We start from the raw sequence: 17,958 nt of genomic DNA, 5'->3' as shown, positions 1-17,958 counted from the left end.
TCCTATCCTTCCACATGTATTGCGCCAAATGCACACGCACTCTCACAGGCACCGCACTTGATACATTTCTCATTGTCGATGACATATGGTTCCTTGATACGCCCGGTTATCGCGCCAACCGGACAGTTCCTTGCACACTTGGAACATCCCTTGCACCTCTCCGGACTGATGATATATTTACGGAGCGCCGTACAGTTATGGGACGCACACTTTTTCTCCACCACATGCTCTACATATTCATCCCTAAACAGCTTCAGTGTACTTACAACCGGCAGTGCCGCACTCTTGCCCAGACCACACAGTGCGGTCTCTGTGATCGTCGTTGCCAGTTCCTCCAGAAGGTCCAGATCCTCCAGTTTTCCGTTGCCCGCCACAATACGTTCCAGAATCTCAAGCATACGCTTCGTCCCTTCCCGGCATGGCACACATTTTCCACAGCTTTCATTCTGTGTGAAATTCATAAAGAATCTCGCCACCTCTACCATACAGGTGCGGTCATCCATGACAACCAGCCCTCCGGAACCGATCATGGCCCCCATTTTTTTAAGGGAATCGAAATCCAGATTTACATCCAGATGAGGTGTGATCAGGCAGCCGCCTGACGGCCCGCCGATCTGGACGGCCTTGAACTCTCCGTCGCCCTTGATTCCACCGCCGATGTCATAGATCACTTCACGCAGTGTCGTCCCCATCGGGACCTCGATCAATCCGGTGTGCTTTACACTTCCGGTCAGGGCAAATGCTTTCGTTCCCGGGCTGTTCTCCGGCCCGATGCTCTTGAACCACTCTGCGCCTTCTGAAATAATCATCGGAACGTTAGCAAACGTCTCTACGTTATTCAATACGGTCGGTTTCCCGAACAGGCCCTGTTCTACCGTTCTCGGCGGTTTTACACGGGGCATACCCCTGCTGCCTTCGATCGATGCAGTTAATGCGCTTCCTTCACCGCAGACAAAAGCTCCCGCGCCGCGGTTGATATGTAAATGGAATGAAAAACCGGTTCCTAAAATGTCGTCTCCGAGCAGGCCGCACTCTTCAGCCTGGGCAATCGCCAGTTTCAGACGGCTGATTGCCAGCGGGTATTCTGCACGTACATAGATATACCCTTGTGATGCACCGACAGCATATGCCGCGATCATCATACCCTCGATCATCTTATGCGGGTCGCCTTCCATGATACTTCTGTCCATAAAAGCACCCGGGTCGCCCTCATCACCGTTACAGACAACGTAGCGTTCTTTCTCCGCCTGCCTCGCAACCTGTGACCATTTATACCCTGTCTGGAAACCGCCGCCCCCGCGTCCACGCAGGTTTGCTTCTGTAATTTCCTGAATCACGTCTTCCGGTTTCATATGGAACAGTACCTTTTCCAGCGCCTGGTATCCGCCTGTGGAAAAATATTCCTCGATATGCTCTGAATCAATGTGTCCGCAGTTCTTCAGGACATTTCTCGTCTGCTTCTTATAAAATGGGATGTCTTCCTGCTTCTGATATTCGATTCCGTCCTGCTTAAACAATAAGTGGCGGATCGGCTCCCCTTTTTCAATTGTCCTGTGGAAGATCGCTTCACAGTCCTCAACCTGTACCTTTGTATACAGGATTCCCTGCGGTTCGATCCGCATGAGGGGACCCATCTCACAGAAACCGTGGCATCCGCTCTTCTTGATGCCGATCTCCCCGTCGCCGTGTGCAATTTCAGGCCCGAAGTGCACCTCCACATCCGGATTTTCTTTGACCAGCTCGCACATTCTGTCATAAATAGCGCCTGAGCCTCCTGCCAGACAGCCTGTCCCTGCACAGATCAGGACTCTGCATTTACTTTTCTCGATTTCTGCTCTGGAAGTTTCACGAACCTTTCCGAGAGCTTCTCTGTTTTCAATTCTTTCCATCTTTAAGCTCCTCTCAATTCACGAACCAGTTCAGCAGCTGCATCCGGGGTCATAGCCGGATAGACCTTGTCATTCACCGTCAGAACCGGTGCGAGTCCGCAGGCCCCGAGACAGGATACTGTCTCCAGCGTAAACATCATATCATCCGTGGTCGCTTTCTCCTTCGAAAGCCCCAGTTCTGTATAAAGTCTCTCCAGAATAGGAATAGACTTGCGGACATGACAGGCTGTTCCGTCACAGACTTTAATGATATACTTTCCTTTCGGTTCGAAAGAAAAGTTCTCGTAAAAAGTTGCCACACTGTAGGCTTTTGCTTCGCTGATCTCTAATTTTCCCGCCACATAACTTAGCAGTTCGGGCGGCAGGTAGCGATACTCTGTCTGAATGTCCTGGATAATCGGGATAAGGGATGCCGCTTTGGCTCCATGCGATTCAATAATCTCATCGGCCTTATCATAGTAGGTCTGTTCTAACATGGGATACCTCCTTCATTTTGTTTACAGAACAAAAAAATCTGCTGTAAATCAACCATTGTATAATATAGTTAAAAAATTATCAATTACGAATAATTATATGTTAAATCCCTCTAATTAGCAATAGGAAAACAGTTTTTTTTCAAGTGAAAACAGTTCTTCTTTTGTTGACAGTTTAACCACATCATGTTATCATAAGTGTATTATTTGAAATAGTACACTTGATACACTCAAGAAAACAGGAGGACCGGTATGATTACCATTGATTATCAGAGCAGGATACCCATCTACGAACAGATTGTAGAGCGGTTTGAGATGCTCATTTTAAAGGGTGTTCTCGAACCGGATGACCAGATGCCTTCTGTCCGCTCACTTGCCCTGCAGCTTTCGATTAACCCCAATACAATCCAGAAAGCCTATACACAGCTGGAACAGCAGGGATATATCTACCCGGTTAAGGGGCGAGGGAATTTTGTCTCGGGTTCCGGTAAGCTGGCTGAAGAGAAGAAGCAGGCATTTTTTCAGGATCTGGACGCTCTGCTTGCTTATGGAAGGGAAATCGGCATCACCCAGAACGAATGCAGGAATTATATAGACCAGTATTATTCAGAAGGAGGGGAGTCATGATCGAATTAAAGAATCTTGATAAGACGTTTCAGAATGTCCATGCAATCGACCATATGAATGCTTCCATTAAGGAAGGAATGATCTTCGGACTCGTCGGGAGCAACGGTGCCGGCAAGAGCACGCTGCTGCGTCTGATCGCCGGAGTACTGATGCCGGATAAGGGACAGGTTCTGGCAGACGGGATACCCGTATCGGAAAACCCTGCTGCAAAAGAAAAGATTTGTTTTTTATCAGATACCCCTTACTTTTTTCCAAATGCATCGGCAGCCGTTATGCGTGATTATTATGCTCTGGCATATCCAAGGTTCGATTGTAAACTTTTTAATACACTCGCCAATAAGCTCAATATTGATTTCAGCAGAAAGCTGAATACCTTTTCAAAAGGAATGAAGAAACAGGTATCCATCCTGCTTGGTATCTGCACTGGGGCAGATTATCTGCTCTGTGACGAGACCTTTGACGGGCTTGACCCGGTTATGAGGCAGGCCGTAAAGAGCCTGTTTGCATCCGAACTTATGAAGCGGGATTTCACTCCGGTCATCGCCTCCCATAATCTCCGCGAGCTGGAGGATATCTGTGACAGCATCGGACTCATCCACAACGGAAAGCTTCTTCTGACCGAAGAGCTGGACCATTTAAAATATCATGTACATAAAATTCAGTGTGTACTTCCGAACGAAGCCCTGGAACAGCAGCTTATAAAGGAACTCACAGTTCTGCAGTACGAAAAGACAGGTTCCCTTCTTCTGCTTACTGCAAGGGGAACGAAGGAATCGCTCCTGCAATGTGTAAACCGGAAGAATCCGGTATTTGCAGAAGTACTGCCACTGACACTTGAAGAAATCTTTATCAGTGAAACGGAGGTAGCCGGCTATGACATCAAAAATATCATACTTTAAATTCATTGAAGCGGACATCAGGAACCGGGGCTGGCTCGCCGCACTTACCGCTGTCTTTACCTTCCTGCTGATGCCTGTTTATACGATGATCACTCTTGACACGATGAAACACCAGAGCTCCGGAGACGGACAGAGCCTGAAATGGATCTCCGAACTGTTTCCCCAAATGCTCAATGGGACCGGGCGCAGACCTCTTTCCATATTTATTCTTGTAATTGCCGTACTTTGTGCAGTAAGCGGTTTTGCTTATCTGCATTCCAGAGAAAAACAGGACTTCTATCATGGGATGCCGTTAAGCCGGATGCAGTGGTTCACGATCTCTTATGCCGGGGGACTGCTTATCTTTCTCGTGCCATACCTCCTGTTTGGTCTCTGCACCATACTGCTTGGTTATGCGAATGGGCTGATGACCGGAAACATCCCTCTTCTCTGTGTAAGCGCACTTCTGGGGGGTATTCTGGGATTTCTCATCTGCTATCACGTGAGTATCCTGGCCATGTTCCTGACAGGACGTATCGTCACAGGCGTTCTGGCATCACTGGTCCTTTTAGTTTACGGCACCGTTATACTTTCATTGTTCGATGGATTGTCCGATCAGTTTTTCGCAACATGGTATAATGGAATGCCTACAGGTTTTATAGACAAACTGCAGTCTTATTCGTCCCCTGCATTGCTGTATACGAAAGTATTGAGGGGCTCCACAGCGTCACCCTCATCCCCCGCCCTGATCATCTGTTCGGTCATAACTGCCCTTCTGTTTCTCGGCGCCGCACTTTTCGTATACCGGCATTACCCTGCCGAGGCCGCTGAGAATGCCCTTGCATTCCGGTCTTCTGCACCGGTGATTAAGGTTTTGATAACGGTTCCCACCTCGCTGTTTCTGGGCATGTTCATCATTTCCCTGAAATTTTATGGCAGTGTAAGGTGGCTCATAATTACCAGTATACTGGCCGCTGTCCTTTTGTGTATGCTCATCGAATTTATTTATCACAGAGATCTCGCGAAACTTCTTTCTGGGAAGGCCTCTTCGGGAATCTCTGTCGGCGCAGTCATCGTCATTCTCTGTATTCTGCAGTTTGATTTGTTTGGCTATGACTCTTACCTGCCGCCGGAGCGCAGACTTGACAATATGTCTGTTTATGCAGACTTGTTTTCGGGCTATTTTACTTACCCCGAAAACATCTACTCTCTCTCCTACGACCAGCTTACTGCCAAAAACGCCGCCTTTACCGATTATGCGCCGCTTTACCAGCTGGCGAAAGACGGTATCCAGAATGTACAGGACAAGATTACGCCCCAGACAGTGGATTATGAATCTTCCTCCTACAATTATTTAAGTATCTCTGTAAGGTATGGTATGAAAAACGGAAGAGATATTTACCGGAGATATGCCGTCGACCGCACCGGACTGTTGAATACATTATCAAAGCTGTGTGAAAATAAGGATTACCGGAGAGAACTGTTTCCTGTCTTCCATCTCGATAAAGATGATGTGTTAAAGGTTTCTGTGCAGGACCTCTATTACCAGCCCATGTCCCTCCCGCTCAGCCGCGAACAGCAGAATGAGCTTCTCGAGGCATATGAAAAAGACGTTTTGGCAGCAGATATTGCCGATCTGCAATATGAATCCCCCCTGGGCGAACTGGTTCTGGAGATTTTAAACACATACCCGGAGCAGGACATCTATGCGGGCGAAAATACCGCACAGCTCGGACAGTTCTATATTTATAAATCTTATACAGGCACATTAAAACTGCTGCATGATTATGGAATTACCCTTCGGGAGAAAATAGCCCCGGAAGATGTAACTTCTATCACATACTACCCGAATATCGACGGTCAGGGTGATCTGGATGCAAAAGCTTATATCAAAGAGTACACATCCGGCGCAGGAATCACCATCACAGACCCCGCTAAAATCGGACAGATACTGAAAAAAATAGACTACGACGAATGTTCCGGAATCCTCGGCAGCAGACAGACTGCCGCCGGATCTGTAGAAATCATATTAGCAGGACAGGCTTATCCTAATGTCTATATCATTCCTGAGGCACGTTAACAAAGTTGATATAAATATTAGATTACCTATTACTTGCGATATATAAAGAATGTGTTATAGTAACTACATAAAAGAGCACCGCCCACAAGGTGGAACCTCAAGTATTGTTTACATCCTAATCAAGGATGCGCCTACTCTGTTGGTCACGACAGGGTAGGCATTTTTTAAGAAATTTTTTCTTATAAAGTCTGTTTAATAATACTTTACCGTAACTCTCTTTCCCATTTTTTCAGCCGCATGGATCAGTTGTTCAACCAGGTTCATCCGTACACTCAGGTCGAATCCAAGTTCCTGGTCCTGATGTGCCTCATTAACCGCCGTGCCTACAAACAGGTTTAGCTCGGTACACTCTTCGATAATCAGCTTTGCCAGCTTTGATGCACCGTTGTTAGCATCCAGCTCGTCAAAGAATTCGACGTCAAACTCATCATTGATATATCGTTTCAAAAGCTTTAACGTCTTTCCGAGGGTCAGCACGCCTTCGGTTACCAGATCCAGTCCGGCGATGGACGCCATCGGGGGAACGGACGGATCGCTGCGGTCTATTTTGGTAACAATCTCTTTGTGGAGCACACGGGCTGCGATATTGGCGCTTGTACCGCCGGATACGACTTTTTTCCCTTCCATATGCATGAACTCATGCATCAGCTTTTCATCTTCATCCTTGCTCTTCGGCGGTCCGGTAAAGATGTTCACCACTCTTCGCTCGATGACTCTTGCTACGGCTACCGTGGTGTCGTCGCCCGGTTTCTGTACATACAGGTCGTCACATGCCTGACTCAAAAGAGCTGCGAGTCTGGAAGCAGACAGCGTCTTCTTCGTACACTGCAGTGTATACTCGGCCATGCTCTCCCACGTCCAGCCTTGTAGATTCAATATTTCCCCGGCCCCCGCATAAATCACGCCGTCGCTCATCAGTACAAAGCAGTCATTCTGCCTGACCTGAAACCGGTACTCGTGAATTTTCTTTCCTTCTATAACCCGCTCTTCATACGGGTATTTTACGATCTTCTGATCCCGCACAAAGACGCAGTCCGGGTTGTCAAATTCCACCAGATAGGCCTCCCCATTATGGAAAATCTGCAGGATACTGAAGGTTGCATATGCCACCTTCCTGACCCGACAGATCGGAAGCGTCTTCGCTATCGTCTCCACGCAGGATTCAATCCCGGCACCTTCAAACAGCATCGTCCCTAAAATCTTGGAGGTCAGTGTCGCCAGAATGTTCGCTTTCACACCGCTTCCCATCCCGTCCGCAAGAATCACAATGTCGGAATCTTCGGTCTTTAATATCTCCACCTTATCACCGCATAATTCTTCGTGGTGCTTGTTCAGGCTCTTCCAAGCCACATCAATACTAACGCTCATACTATTCCTCCCCTTCATTGAGGATAGAATCCCGAAGCTTTGTCAGGGTTACCTTCGTCTCAGCTGTCGTCTCTCCGAGCAGGCCCGCAATCTCCTGTGCAACCATCATCTGCTTTTCTATGACCTTCTGGGCCATCTCCACTGTTTCTACCTTCAGGTTGTAATGCTGTTCTTTAATCTTTTCTTCCCTCGTAATATCCTGGAAAGTAACAAGGACTGAATCCAGATTTTCGATATATACAATCGTCTCCTCCGCAGTCATCCTGCCATGTTCCAGCTGGATTTTCTTATGGATCACAGGCTCTTTGGTCCGCAGGGTTTCCTCAATATCGTCAGCCACGATAAACTCAAAAATATATCGCTGCACGGCCTCATCCCTGCCCACACCAAGCAGGTCCTGTGCCTTTTTATTGCATTCACGGATTCTTAAGGTGCTGTCTATGATGAAGATCATATTCGGTGTAACGTCCATCACGACGTTAGACATGGACTCGGCCTGTGTTAGTGCATATGGCATGCACATGGACAGTTCCGCCTTGTTCTGGCAGACCGCAATCGCTTTATCGCGGCAGGTCGGGTACCCGCACGCGCCACAATTGAGTTCATCCTCCACGGAATATTTCCCCGTGGATTTCAGCACCTCCCGGATTTCTTCCTCTGTAGGTACAGGGTCCTTAAGCCTGTTATCCTCAAATTGTTTGTACAGTTCCTCTGTACTCATGTCCGGAAGATTCCGCGCCGCTTTGTGGGATACCTCGTTTTCAATCTTTATCTTTGCCTTTACATAGGAGGTGTTCCATCTGGCGGATGCCGGCCCTTTTGCACAGCCTCCCTCACAGACATTTGCCTCGATAAAGCAGTGGTCCAGCTCGCCTCTCTGAAGGCATTCCAGCATTTCCATGCAGTTTGACAGGCCGTCCACGTAAACCTTGTGGTATGTATCTGCCTCTTCCTCAGCTACGACAGACTGTATCACACCGCCGCTGATCGGATACAGGCGGTTGACCTTCGGGTCCGGATTCCCCATCGGCCGGTCTTCACAGTCATGGATATTGATTCCGGCCTCTTCCAGCCAGATAGCAAGCTCTTCAAATGTCAGGATGGCATCAATCGCACCAAATACCCTCTCATCCCCGATTGCCTCCTGCTTCTTGGCAATGCACGGCCCCAGAAATACGACCTTCACATCGTCCCCATATACCTTTTTTATATAACGCCCGTGCGCCACCATCGGGGAAACGACCGGTGCCAGCAGGTCCACACAGTCCGGATAATACTTTTCAACCAGATCATTGACGCTTGGACAGCAGGTCGTGATGATATTCGGCATCTTCTTTTCGCGAATGATCTTCTTGTACTCATCCGTAACCATCGCCGCCCCCTCGGCAGTCTCACGAACCTCGGCAAAACCGAGTCTTTGCAGCGCATCCACCACCTGGCCGGGACGGTCAAACTCCAGTACGCCGAGATAAGACGGGGCAATCGAGATGATGGTCTTAAACCCCTGTCTTAAGTATCCTTTCACCCGGTCCATGTCACTGGCAAACGTCTTCGCATTCTGCGGGCAGATCTCCATGCAGCGGCCACAGTTAATACAGTGGTCCTTCAAAATATGTGCCTGCTCATTCTGTACCGAAATCGCCTTTACCATGCAATAGCGCACACACTTATAACAGTGTCGGCATTTTGCATCCTTAAAATCAATGACTCTCATGACTTTCTCTTCCTCCTGCTTTACAAGATTTTCTGGACTTTCAATTCCTATTTATTGTTACAAATTACCGGCAGAACCGCTGCTGCAGACATCTTAATCCGGGACAGGGCAGATTGCATTAACAAGCCTGTACACATCAGAGGACTCATCCACCGACGTAAAAGACGATGCATTAACCTCTGCTTTGAATATTGTTTCTTCACCCAAAGCCGGGGCAGCCGCATACTTTTCAAGAATCCCGACAAATGCCGCACTTGCCGAATCTATATCATAATAGGTGCCGTTCTGGAACTCATTCCACGCAGCTGTCAGACTATTGTTCGGAGTTATAACAACTTCAACTGTAAAGTCCATGATCCCGTTCTGCTTCGGTATTCCGACGGAATAGCTGCACTGTTTTACAATATTTTTCACGGCTGCGCTGCACCGCTCACGATATGGCTGTGAGAGATCATCCGGGGGATCAAATGCGCCGCCCGACTCATACCACACCTGTGCCTCTTCCTGTGTCTTTCCTGAATGTTTCATAAACTGGGTGAATTCCCCTTTTAATGAGGCATCCAGATATGCCTGAAAAAAGTCCCGCAAATCCAGCACACTGCATACATCCTCATATGGTTTCATATAACCGTCCACGGCTCTGGACAAGGCCTTCTTTATCTCCTCTTCTGACACATTGTAGGAGCCATCCTTCTCTACTACAGTGAAATCCAATACCCTGCCGTCCAGGTTGATGATATGATCCTTCAGGGCTTTCTTATCCTCCTCAAGAAGTGCAGACACGGATTGTGTAAGGTCTGTATCTGACATAGCCTCCACATAAGCTGCATTTACTTCTTCCAGAGAGGCCTCAAGGTCAATTGGCTCATAGGATACCCTGGCCGTGTAGCTGCCATCCTTTTCATCAATCGAGGTAACCTGAAACTCCACTTCTGAATAAGCTTCGGCAAGGAAATCCAGATAAGGGGATTTTAATTCCTCTGGAAAGGTGAGGGTAAAATCACACACATCCTCCGTCTCTTTTATCCCTTTCTCCAGAAGCTCTGAGAAATCCACGGGTTCCCGTTTCAGAGAATCCAGCACAGCCTTTTTCACCCCTTCTTCCGGGTCCCTTTTCGGTGCAGTGCTGCAACCGGATAAAAAGGCTCCCGTAACCATGACTACTGCAAGAAATCCGCTTATTAATTTTTTCTTCATCTTGAAACTCCCCCTGTTGTATTGTCCTATTCCAACCTTTTTCTGCTGTTAATAATTATAACTTATTTTATTGATTTCATCAACGAAAAGCGGGCTCGTTTCTAACCTGATTCCTGGTACTTAGTTATTATTCACATCCAGCAGGGTGCACGGCATGGTCTGGGCATTAACGGTATTTATGCACAAAATTACTGCTGCATTTTTGGGGAATACGTGAATAGACTATTAGACTATAGTCTAGTACAATAAGCTCAATATGCATCCATAGCAGATATGGGGAAAGGACAGAATATGATTATTAGTGCAAAGACAATCATTACAGGGGATGGCTCAACAGTCTTAAGAGACAGCGCTGTCAGAATCAATGAAAAGGGGATTATTGAAAAGGTAGGAAGCAGGGAAGAGGTTGCCGCCGCCTATCCGCAGGAAACATTCAATGATTATGGGGATGCAACAATTATTCCGGGCATGTGCGATATGCACTGCCACCTTGGATATTGGTACAGCCAGCCCGACAGCTTTAATTACAATGACCAGATGATTATGATGTATGCACTTCAGCATGCACAGGCGGCTTTTACAAAAGGCATCACAAGCGTAAGAGACTGCTATTCACCGCATGGTGTCTGCAGGACGTTGAAAATGTCTGAAGAGAAAGGTTTTATTACAATTCCGAGAATCACGCACGTAGATGCGGGCATGTGTATGACAGGCGGGCACTGCTGGGATGAAGTGATTCAGGTCGACGGACCCTGGGCGATTCGTGCTGAGATCCGAAAGCAGGTCAGAGACGGGGCCGAATGGGTTAAGGTACTGACCAGTCACCGTTCCCACATCCCAGAATATACACAGGAGGAACTGGATGCCGCCGCAGATGAGTGCCACAGAAGAGGTATCAAATGTGTCGTTCACGCCGGAACACATCCTTCCATACAAATGTGTATCGATGCCGGATTCGATACGATCGAGCACGGCACATTTCTGACTGTCGAGCAGGCACAGCAGATGAAGGAAAAAGGAATCTCCTGGACACCTACAATCTTCGCATATACATATCTTTATGAAGTATGTAAAAAAAATATAGAAGAAGGAAATGCAGACGTATTCAGTGACCCGGTTGCTGCGAAAGAACAGAGGGATTATGCTTTCTACGAGCCTGCCTATGAATCTTACCGCGATAATTTTAAAAAGCTTTATGATACCGGCGTAACAGTCTGCACGGGAAGTGATATGGTCATGTACGGTGCCCCGGTCCTTCCTGTACAGCAGGAACTGACTTACATGGTGAAATACGGCATCACACCGGTACAGGCTATCCAGACTGCAACAGCAAACCCGGCAAAGGTTCTGGGCAGGGAAGATGAACTTGGAATGATTAAAGAAGGACTTCTTGCTGATATTACAGTGGTTGACGGAGATTTGAGCGCTGACATTAATTGCGTATTTCAAACAAATACTGTATTCCTCGGCGGGAAAAAGGTTTATGAACAGGGAACAAGATACGTTTAAAAAAGCTAACAGGATTGGTCTTTACATATAGTCAAATTCACGGGAATAAAGCAGCCGGAACTTGTTGAAAAGGTTCCGGCTGCTTTATTTATGGTTTTTTTAATTGATGCTGCGTTTCACGTAGCTTGTATGTAAGATATGGTGTGCTTTCTCGCTTCCCGGCTCGCCTAAGTATTCTTCGTATACTTTCTTGATTGACGGGTTGTCGTGTGACTTGCGCAGTGTCTTTGCTGAATCGTTATCATACAGTACTTTTGCACGGATTGCACGAACATCCTCGAAATTACGCACATCAGCGTGTACCTGAGGCTGTCCGCCTCCGTTTACGCAGCCTCCCGGGCAGCACATGATCTCAATGAAGTGATAATCTGCTTCCCCTGCACGGATCTTATCCATCAGTACCTTTGCATTGGATAATCCGGACGCAACCGCTACCTTGACATCCATTCCTGCGACATGGTAAACAGCCTCTTTGATACCTTCCGTACCACGCACATCTGTAAATTCTACATTTGCAAGTTCTTCCCCTGTCAGCTTCTCAACTGCTGTACGAAGAGCCGCTTCCATAACACCGCCAGTCGCACCGAAAATCACGGCTGCCCCTGTAGACTCTCCTAACGGGTCATCAAAACCTTCATCCGGCAGAACTCTGAAATCAATGCCTACCTTACGGATCAGGCGTGCAAGCTCTCTCGTAGTGATAGAAATATCCACATCCGGAACACCGGCTGCATTCTGGTCATCACGACCGATCTCAAATTTCTTTGCCGTACATGGCATTACGCTGACACATACAATATCTTTCGGGTCAATCCCCATCTTCTCTGCATAATATGTCTTCGTGATCGCACCAAACATCTGCTGGGGTGATTTACAACTTGACAGATGATCCAGCAGGTCCGGATAATAGTGTTCGCAGTATTTGATCCATCCCGGTGAACAGGAGGTCATCATCGGCAGTACCCCGCCGTTCTGGACACGTCCGAGGAATTCGTTTGCTTCCTCCATGATCGTAAGGTCCGCACTGAAATCTGTATCAAATACCTTGTCAAATCCGATTCTGCGCAGGGCTGCTGCCATCTTGCCCTCCACGTCTGTTCCCATCGGATATCCGAATTCTTCCCCAAGTGCCGCCCTTACAGACGGAGCCGGCTGAACAACAACATGCTTTGTCGGGTCTGCGATTGCTGCGAGAACATCATCAACAAAATCTTTCTCATATAAGGCACCTGTCGGACATGCTGCAATACACTGGCCGCAGGATACACAGCTTGTGTCTCCCAGCCCCATATCAAAAGCGGAGCCGATAAATGTCTCAAATCCACGGTTGTTTGGTCCGATTACGCCTACTGCCTGCACTTTTTCACAGACTGCCGAACAGCGGCGGCAAAGGATACATTTGTTATTGTCACGGATCATATGCGGTGCGCTGTCATCCAGCTCATAGTGCGGAGATTCACCCGCAAAACGGTCCTCATCTTCTACCCCCAGTTCCTGGCAGAGTTCCTGAAGCTCACACTTCCCGCTTCTGACACAGGAAAGGCACTTCTTCTCATGATTAGAAAGGATCAGTTCCAGTGTACGTTTTCTGGACTCGATCAGCTGCGGTGTATTCGTCAGTACTTCCATGCCTTCATTGATCGGGTGTACACAAGCCGCAACCAGATTCCTTGCTCCTTTTACTTCTACAATACACATACGGCAGGCACCAATCTCATTGATGTCCTTTAAGAAACAGAGTGTAGGGATCTTGATCCCTGCCAGACGTGCTGCTTCCAGGATAGTAGAACCTGCCGGTGCGCTGACATTCAAGCCATTGATTTTAATATTCACATTCTCCATATTCTTCTACCCTCCATTACTCTTTGTAAATTGCACCAAAACGGCATTTTTCCATACAAGCGCCGCACTTCACGCACTTCTCAGGATTGATCATATGCGGTTCTTTTACGCTGCCGGTAATTGCATCTGCCGGACATGTCCTTGCACATAATGTACAGCCTTTACACTTATCCGCATCAATCTTGTACTGAAGCAGTGACTTACATACGCCTGCCGGACATCTCTTGTCAACGATGTGTGCAATATACTCTTCTCTGAAATATTTGAGAGTGGAAATTACCGGGTTCGGAGCCGTCTGTCCCAATGCGCAGAGCGAATTTGTCTTCAGATGGTTACACAGCTCTTCCAGTTTATCCAGATCTTCCATTGTTCCCTGGCCTTTTGTGATCTTATCCAGAATCTCCAGCATACGTCTTGTACCAACACGGCACGGTGTACACTTTCCACAGGATTCATCTACCGTAAATTCAAGGAAGAACTTCGCGATATCAACCATACAGTTGTCTTCATCCATGACAATCAGACCGCCGGACCCCATCATGGAACCGATCGCAATCAGGTTGTCATAGTCAATCGGAACATCGAAGTGTTCTGCCGGAATACATCCGCCTGAAGGACCACCTGTCTGTGCCGCTTTGAACTTCTTGCCATTCGGGACACCGCCGCCGATCTCTTCTACGATCTCACGCAGAGTTGTTCCCATCGGAATCTCAACGAGTCCTGTATTATTGATCTTGCCTCCGAGGGCAAAAACTTTTGTTCCCTTTGATTTCTCGGTTCCCATTGATGCGAACCATTCCGGTCCGTTCACAATGATCTGCGGGATATTCGCCAGTGTCTCAACGTTATTCAGAATCGTAGGCTTCTGGAACAGCCCTTTGAGTGCCGGGAACGGAGGACGCGGACGCGGCTCGCCCCTGCTTCCTTCAATAGATGTCATGAGGGCAGTCTCCTCACCACAGACAAATGCACCTGCACCAAGTCTGAGTTCAATATCAAAATTAAATCCGCTTCCAAAGATATCTTTGCCAAGCAGTCCGTATTCTCTTGCCTGTCCGATCGCGATCTCCAGACGTTTTACAGCGATTGGATACTCTGCACGCACATAGATGTATCCCTGTGAAGCACCGATTGCATAACCCGCGATCGTCATTGCTTCGAGAACAACATGTGGGTCCCCTTCGAGTACGGAACGGTCCATGAATGCTCCTGGGTCACCTTCATCGGCATTACAGCAGACATATTTCTGGTCCGCATCATTTGCAGCCGCAAATTTCCATTTCAGGCCGGTCGGGAATCCTGCACCGCCCCTTCCCCTTAAGCCGCTGTCCAGAAGGATCTGGATTACGTCTTCCGGAGTCTTCTGTGTCAGGACGGTTCCCAGCGCCTCATAGCCGCCTGTCCCTATGTATTCCTCGATATTCTCCGGATTAATGACACCGCAGTTGCGTAAGGCAACCCTCTTCTGCTTCTTATAGAAGTTTGTCTCATTCAGTGGCAGGATATCTTCTGACTTTGTTGTCTCATCGTATAGAAGACGGGTAACAACCCTTCCTTTGAGCAGATGCTCTGATACGATCTCCGGAATATCATCTTCCTGTACCATTGAATAGAAGGATCCTTCCGGGTATACGATCATAATCGGTCCCAATGCACACAGGCCGAAGCACCCTGTCTTTACAACACCGACTTCTTCCTCCAGACCCTGGGCTTTGATTTCTTTTTCAAGTCTCTCTATAATTCTCTGGCTTCCGGAAGAAGTACAGCCTGTTCCACCACAAACCAAAACATGTGAACGATACATAATCATTAGCCTCCTTTATTATTTTTCAGCGTTCTTCTGAGCCGCACCTAATGTATATTTTGTCACCACCTGGCCATCCAGCAGATGCATCCTCAGGACTTCCATCGCTTTTTCAGGAGTCATCTTCACATACGTTACTTTCTCCTTGCCGGGTTCGAGTACCTCAACGATCGGCTCATACTGGCACAGCCCGATGCACCCGGTCTGTGTAACACTGATATTCGTAAGTCCCTGCTCCTGGACAGCATCTGAAAGTGCTGTAAGTACAGGTCTTGCACCGCTTGCGATCCCACATGTTGCCATTCCAACGACAACCCTGATCTGGTCCTCACTCTCTCCGCGGATGCCGACTTTACCCTGCATCTTTTCTCTGATTGCACGTAATTCTTCAAGAGATTTCATAAATTTCCTCCTAATATTATATATCCGCTCCCTGGTCCGCCTCTGCCTTATTGGACTCCAGAAATTCCTTAATAAATCTGGAAACCTCCAGGTCCTGGAAGGATATCTCCCCACCCAGTATCTCCTTAAGCTCCTGAGTGTCCAGAACAAATTCGTTCTCATTATACCTGTAGGTATAGATAAAACGGATCTGCTCATTAAAGACTACCAGCGTATGTATTGTGGAACTAATGTCCCCGAGCGGCATTCTGTCAATATGTGATAATTGAAAAACTGCTTTTACAACTGTCCCTTTACCAAGTTCTGACATAATGGAAAAGCTTCCTCCTGCACTTTCTGCAGCCTGTTTGAAAAAAGGCACTCCCAAACCTACTCTTCTCGTAGTCCTAGTCGTGTAAAATGGGTCCTGCACCTTTTCTGTCTGCTCTCGTGACATTCCGCATCCGTCATCTTGAATGGTGACGGTCAGAGTATCTTCTTCTGTCTGTACAAAAACCCTTATTTCAATAAGTGATGCTCCTGCACGTACAGAGTTCTCTGCTACATCCAATATGTTCAGTGATATTTCCGGCATCATAGGCTTATTCGTATTTTGCTAAAATGTCATCAATATCATCCACGGTAAGGCGTCCGTATACTTCGCCATTGATCATCATAACCGGCGCCAGTCCGCATGCACCTACACAGCGGCATGCGTCTAATGAAAACTTCCCGTCAGGTGTACATTCCCCGCCGACAATCCCAAGTTTTTCCATCAGTGCATTATAAATGTCACCCGACCCTTTAACATAGCAGGCGGTTCCAAGACAGACGGAAATCTGATATTTTCCCTTGGGACTTAATGTGAACTGTGAATAGAATGTAGCTACCCCATAAATCTTTTCCAGAGGAATCCCTGTTTCATTAGAAATGATTGTCTGTACCTCTATGGGAAGGTATCCGTAGATATCCTGAGCCTTCTGAAGAATCGGCATCAAAGCACCTTTTTCATCTTTCAGCTCAGAAATCACTTTCAATAATGATTCTTCTTGTTCCTTAGTTCCTGAGAACGGAACGGTCTCTTTCTTTGCGAGCATCGCTTAACCTCCATTTCTTTTTTGGACTATATTTAGGTTCATCATATCATAATATATTACAAAATTCCAGCACTATTTCTTCATCTTTTTGTCGTTTCTGCTGATAGCAATTCTCATTTAGTTTCTGTATATTGTTAAATTATTTTCATTCTTTTCCGCTTTTTACGCCATTTCATATGCATTTGGCACAAGGTCTGACATTGCATTTTGCAGGCACAAATGCTATACTGAATTCACAACTGATATGTCATTCCGGATTCATAACCGGCCCCGGAAGACAAAAGGAAACAAACAGAATGTAGATTGGATTGGAGGACTTATGACAATAAAGGAAATGCAAAAACTGCTGGATGCCGAACTTTTGTTTGGCGATGAGCTGCTGGATCTGGATGCCAGATTTGTTTTTTCATCCGATATGATGAGCGACGTCCTTGCCTTTGCGGAAGAATGTTCTGTCCTCATTACCGGATTATGCAATCCGCAGGTCGTCAGAACTGCCGAGATGCTGGATATCGCCTGTATTATTTTCGTGCGCGGCAAGATGCCTGATGCGAACATCATTGCACTCGCACAGGGAAAAGGTATGGCTATACTTGCAACCAAACATTATATGTTCACCACATGTGGAATATTATATGAACATGGACTGCGGGGAGGTGCTTAAATGAGTGAACATCTGACATTTACATACGAAATACCCGGAGATGATTTTACGCGCGCCGGTGAAGCCAGCAGCGCGATCAAGAATAAACTGAAGATGCTTGGAGTAGATAACGCCGCGATACGGAAGGTTGCAATCGCAATGTACGAAGGTGAGATTAACATGGTCATCCATGCTGACGGCGGTGAACTCACTGTTACGATTTCGGATACCGAGATCGTCATGGTCCTCGCCGACAAAGGCCCCGGCATCCCGGATATCTCAAAGGCGATGCAGGAAGGATACTCCACCGCACCTGAAGAAGTCCGTTCCCTTGGTTTTGGAGCCGGTATGGGACTCCCGAATATGAAGAAGTATTCGGATGATTTCCAGATTGAGTCCGAAGTCGGAGTCGGAACAACCGTAACGATGAAAGTATTTATCTAATTATTTACTATT

Annotated in this window: 16 protein-coding genes; 6 read left to right on the top strand and 10 right to left on the bottom strand. The window is 47.2% G+C overall.

Translation table 11 applies throughout. From position 1 onward, the window contains the following. Positions 1-2: 2 nt before the first annotated feature. Positions 3-1,889, bottom strand: coding sequence for an NADH-quinone oxidoreductase subunit NuoF (gene nuoF, locus ABIN22_RS08555; RefSeq protein ID WP_109733807.1), 1,887 nt, complete (start codon positions 1,887-1,889; stop codon positions 3-5). 2 nt (positions 1,890-1,891) lie between these two features. Then, positions 1,892-2,365 (bottom strand): complex I 24 kDa subunit family protein, encoded by a 474-nt coding sequence (locus ABIN22_RS08550; protein WP_109733806.1) that lies wholly within the window; start codon positions 2,363-2,365, stop codon positions 1,892-1,894. 249 nt (positions 2,366-2,614) lie between these two features. Here ABIN22_RS08550 and ABIN22_RS08545 point away from each other — a divergent pair, with 249 nt between their 5' ends. Genes ABIN22_RS08545 through ABIN22_RS08535 form a run of 3 tightly spaced genes read left to right on the top strand, consistent with a single transcriptional unit; the run spans position 2,615 to position 5,947 of the window. Further along, positions 2,615-2,989 carry a GntR family transcriptional regulator gene (locus ABIN22_RS08545; RefSeq protein ID WP_109733805.1) on the top strand — a complete coding sequence of 125 codons (375 nt, stop codon included), beginning with the start codon at positions 2,615-2,617 and terminating at the stop codon, positions 2,987-2,989. Beyond that, positions 2,986-3,888 (top strand): ABC transporter ATP-binding protein, encoded by a 903-nt coding sequence (locus ABIN22_RS08540; protein ID WP_346907942.1) that lies wholly within the window; start codon positions 2,986-2,988, stop codon positions 3,886-3,888. Before ABIN22_RS08545 ends, ABIN22_RS08540 begins: the two co-directional genes overlap by 4 nt. Further along, positions 3,863-5,947, top strand: coding sequence for a DUF6449 domain-containing protein (locus ABIN22_RS08535; protein ID WP_346907940.1), 2,085 nt, complete (start codon positions 3,863-3,865; stop codon positions 5,945-5,947). Before ABIN22_RS08540 ends, ABIN22_RS08535 begins: the two co-directional genes overlap by 26 nt. A gap of 192 nt (positions 5,948-6,139) precedes the next feature. Here ABIN22_RS08535 and ABIN22_RS08530 read toward each other — a convergent pair whose 3' ends face one another. The 3 genes from ABIN22_RS08530 to ABIN22_RS08520 form a co-directional block, all read right to left on the bottom strand. After that, complete coding sequence (locus tag ABIN22_RS08530; RefSeq protein WP_346907938.1) at positions 6,140-7,315, bottom strand: SpoIIE family protein phosphatase; 1,176 nt, start codon at positions 7,313-7,315, stop codon at positions 6,140-6,142. Position 7,316: 1 nt separating this feature from the next. Next, on the bottom strand, positions 7,317-9,029 hold the full coding sequence (locus tag ABIN22_RS08525) for a [Fe-Fe] hydrogenase large subunit C-terminal domain-containing protein (protein ID WP_109733801.1): 1,713 nt from the start codon (positions 9,027-9,029) through the stop codon (positions 7,317-7,319). Positions 9,030-9,122: 93 nt separating this feature from the next. Further along, positions 9,123-10,226 carry a hypothetical protein gene (locus tag ABIN22_RS08520; protein WP_346907936.1) on the bottom strand — a complete coding sequence of 368 codons (1,104 nt, stop codon included), beginning with the start codon at positions 10,224-10,226 and terminating at the stop codon, positions 9,123-9,125. Positions 10,227-10,517: 291 nt separating this feature from the next. Between ABIN22_RS08520 and ABIN22_RS08515 the strand changes: the two genes are divergently transcribed. Further along, the gene (locus ABIN22_RS08515; protein ID WP_118622810.1) at positions 10,518-11,735 is read left to right on the top strand and encodes an amidohydrolase family protein; all 1,218 of its coding nucleotides are present in this window, start codon (positions 10,518-10,520) and stop codon (positions 11,733-11,735) included. Positions 11,736-11,834: 99 nt separating this feature from the next. Here the strand turns inward: ABIN22_RS08515 and ABIN22_RS08510 are convergent, their stop codons facing one another. Genes ABIN22_RS08510 through ABIN22_RS08490 form a run of 5 tightly spaced genes read right to left on the bottom strand, consistent with a single transcriptional unit; the run spans position 11,835 to position 16,859 of the window. Next, the gene (locus ABIN22_RS08510; protein WP_109733799.1) at positions 11,835-13,577 is read right to left on the bottom strand and encodes an NADH-dependent [FeFe] hydrogenase, group A6; all 1,743 of its coding nucleotides are present in this window, start codon (positions 13,575-13,577) and stop codon (positions 11,835-11,837) included. Positions 13,578-13,593: 16 nt separating this feature from the next. Continuing rightward, the gene (gene nuoF / locus ABIN22_RS08505; protein ID WP_109733798.1) at positions 13,594-15,381 is read right to left on the bottom strand and encodes an NADH-quinone oxidoreductase subunit NuoF; all 1,788 of its coding nucleotides are present in this window, start codon (positions 15,379-15,381) and stop codon (positions 13,594-13,596) included. Between the two features lie 18 nt (positions 15,382-15,399). Next, the gene (locus ABIN22_RS08500) at positions 15,400-15,783 is read right to left on the bottom strand and encodes a (2Fe-2S) ferredoxin domain-containing protein (RefSeq protein WP_109733797.1); all 384 of its coding nucleotides are present in this window, start codon (positions 15,781-15,783) and stop codon (positions 15,400-15,402) included. 16 nt (positions 15,784-15,799) lie between these two features. After that, entirely contained in the window at positions 15,800-16,360 is a 561-nt protein-coding gene (locus ABIN22_RS08495; RefSeq protein WP_109733796.1) for an ATP-binding protein, read from the bottom strand. A gap of 4 nt (positions 16,361-16,364) precedes the next feature. After that, positions 16,365-16,859 carry an NADH-quinone oxidoreductase subunit NuoE family protein gene (locus tag ABIN22_RS08490; protein ID WP_109733795.1) on the bottom strand — a complete coding sequence of 165 codons (495 nt, stop codon included), beginning with the start codon at positions 16,857-16,859 and terminating at the stop codon, positions 16,365-16,367. A gap of 319 nt (positions 16,860-17,178) precedes the next feature. Here ABIN22_RS08490 and ABIN22_RS08485 point away from each other — a divergent pair, with 319 nt between their 5' ends. Together ABIN22_RS08485 and ABIN22_RS08480 are read left to right on the top strand one after the other, a co-directional pair. Then, a complete protein-coding gene (locus ABIN22_RS08485) occupies positions 17,179-17,523 on the top strand; it encodes a DRTGG domain-containing protein (RefSeq protein WP_109733848.1) in 345 nt (114 codons plus the stop codon). Beyond that, the gene (locus ABIN22_RS08480) at positions 17,524-17,946 is read left to right on the top strand and encodes an ATP-binding protein (RefSeq protein WP_109733794.1); all 423 of its coding nucleotides are present in this window, start codon (positions 17,524-17,526) and stop codon (positions 17,944-17,946) included. It abuts the gene before it with no gap. Positions 17,947-17,958 lie beyond the last annotated feature (12 nt).

This window comes from Faecalicatena orotica (assembly GCF_905197545.1).
GTDB lineage: Bacteria > Bacillota > Clostridia > Lachnospirales > Lachnospiraceae > Faecalicatena_A > Faecalicatena_A orotica.
This window is presented reverse-complemented; position numbering and strand designations above follow the sequence as displayed.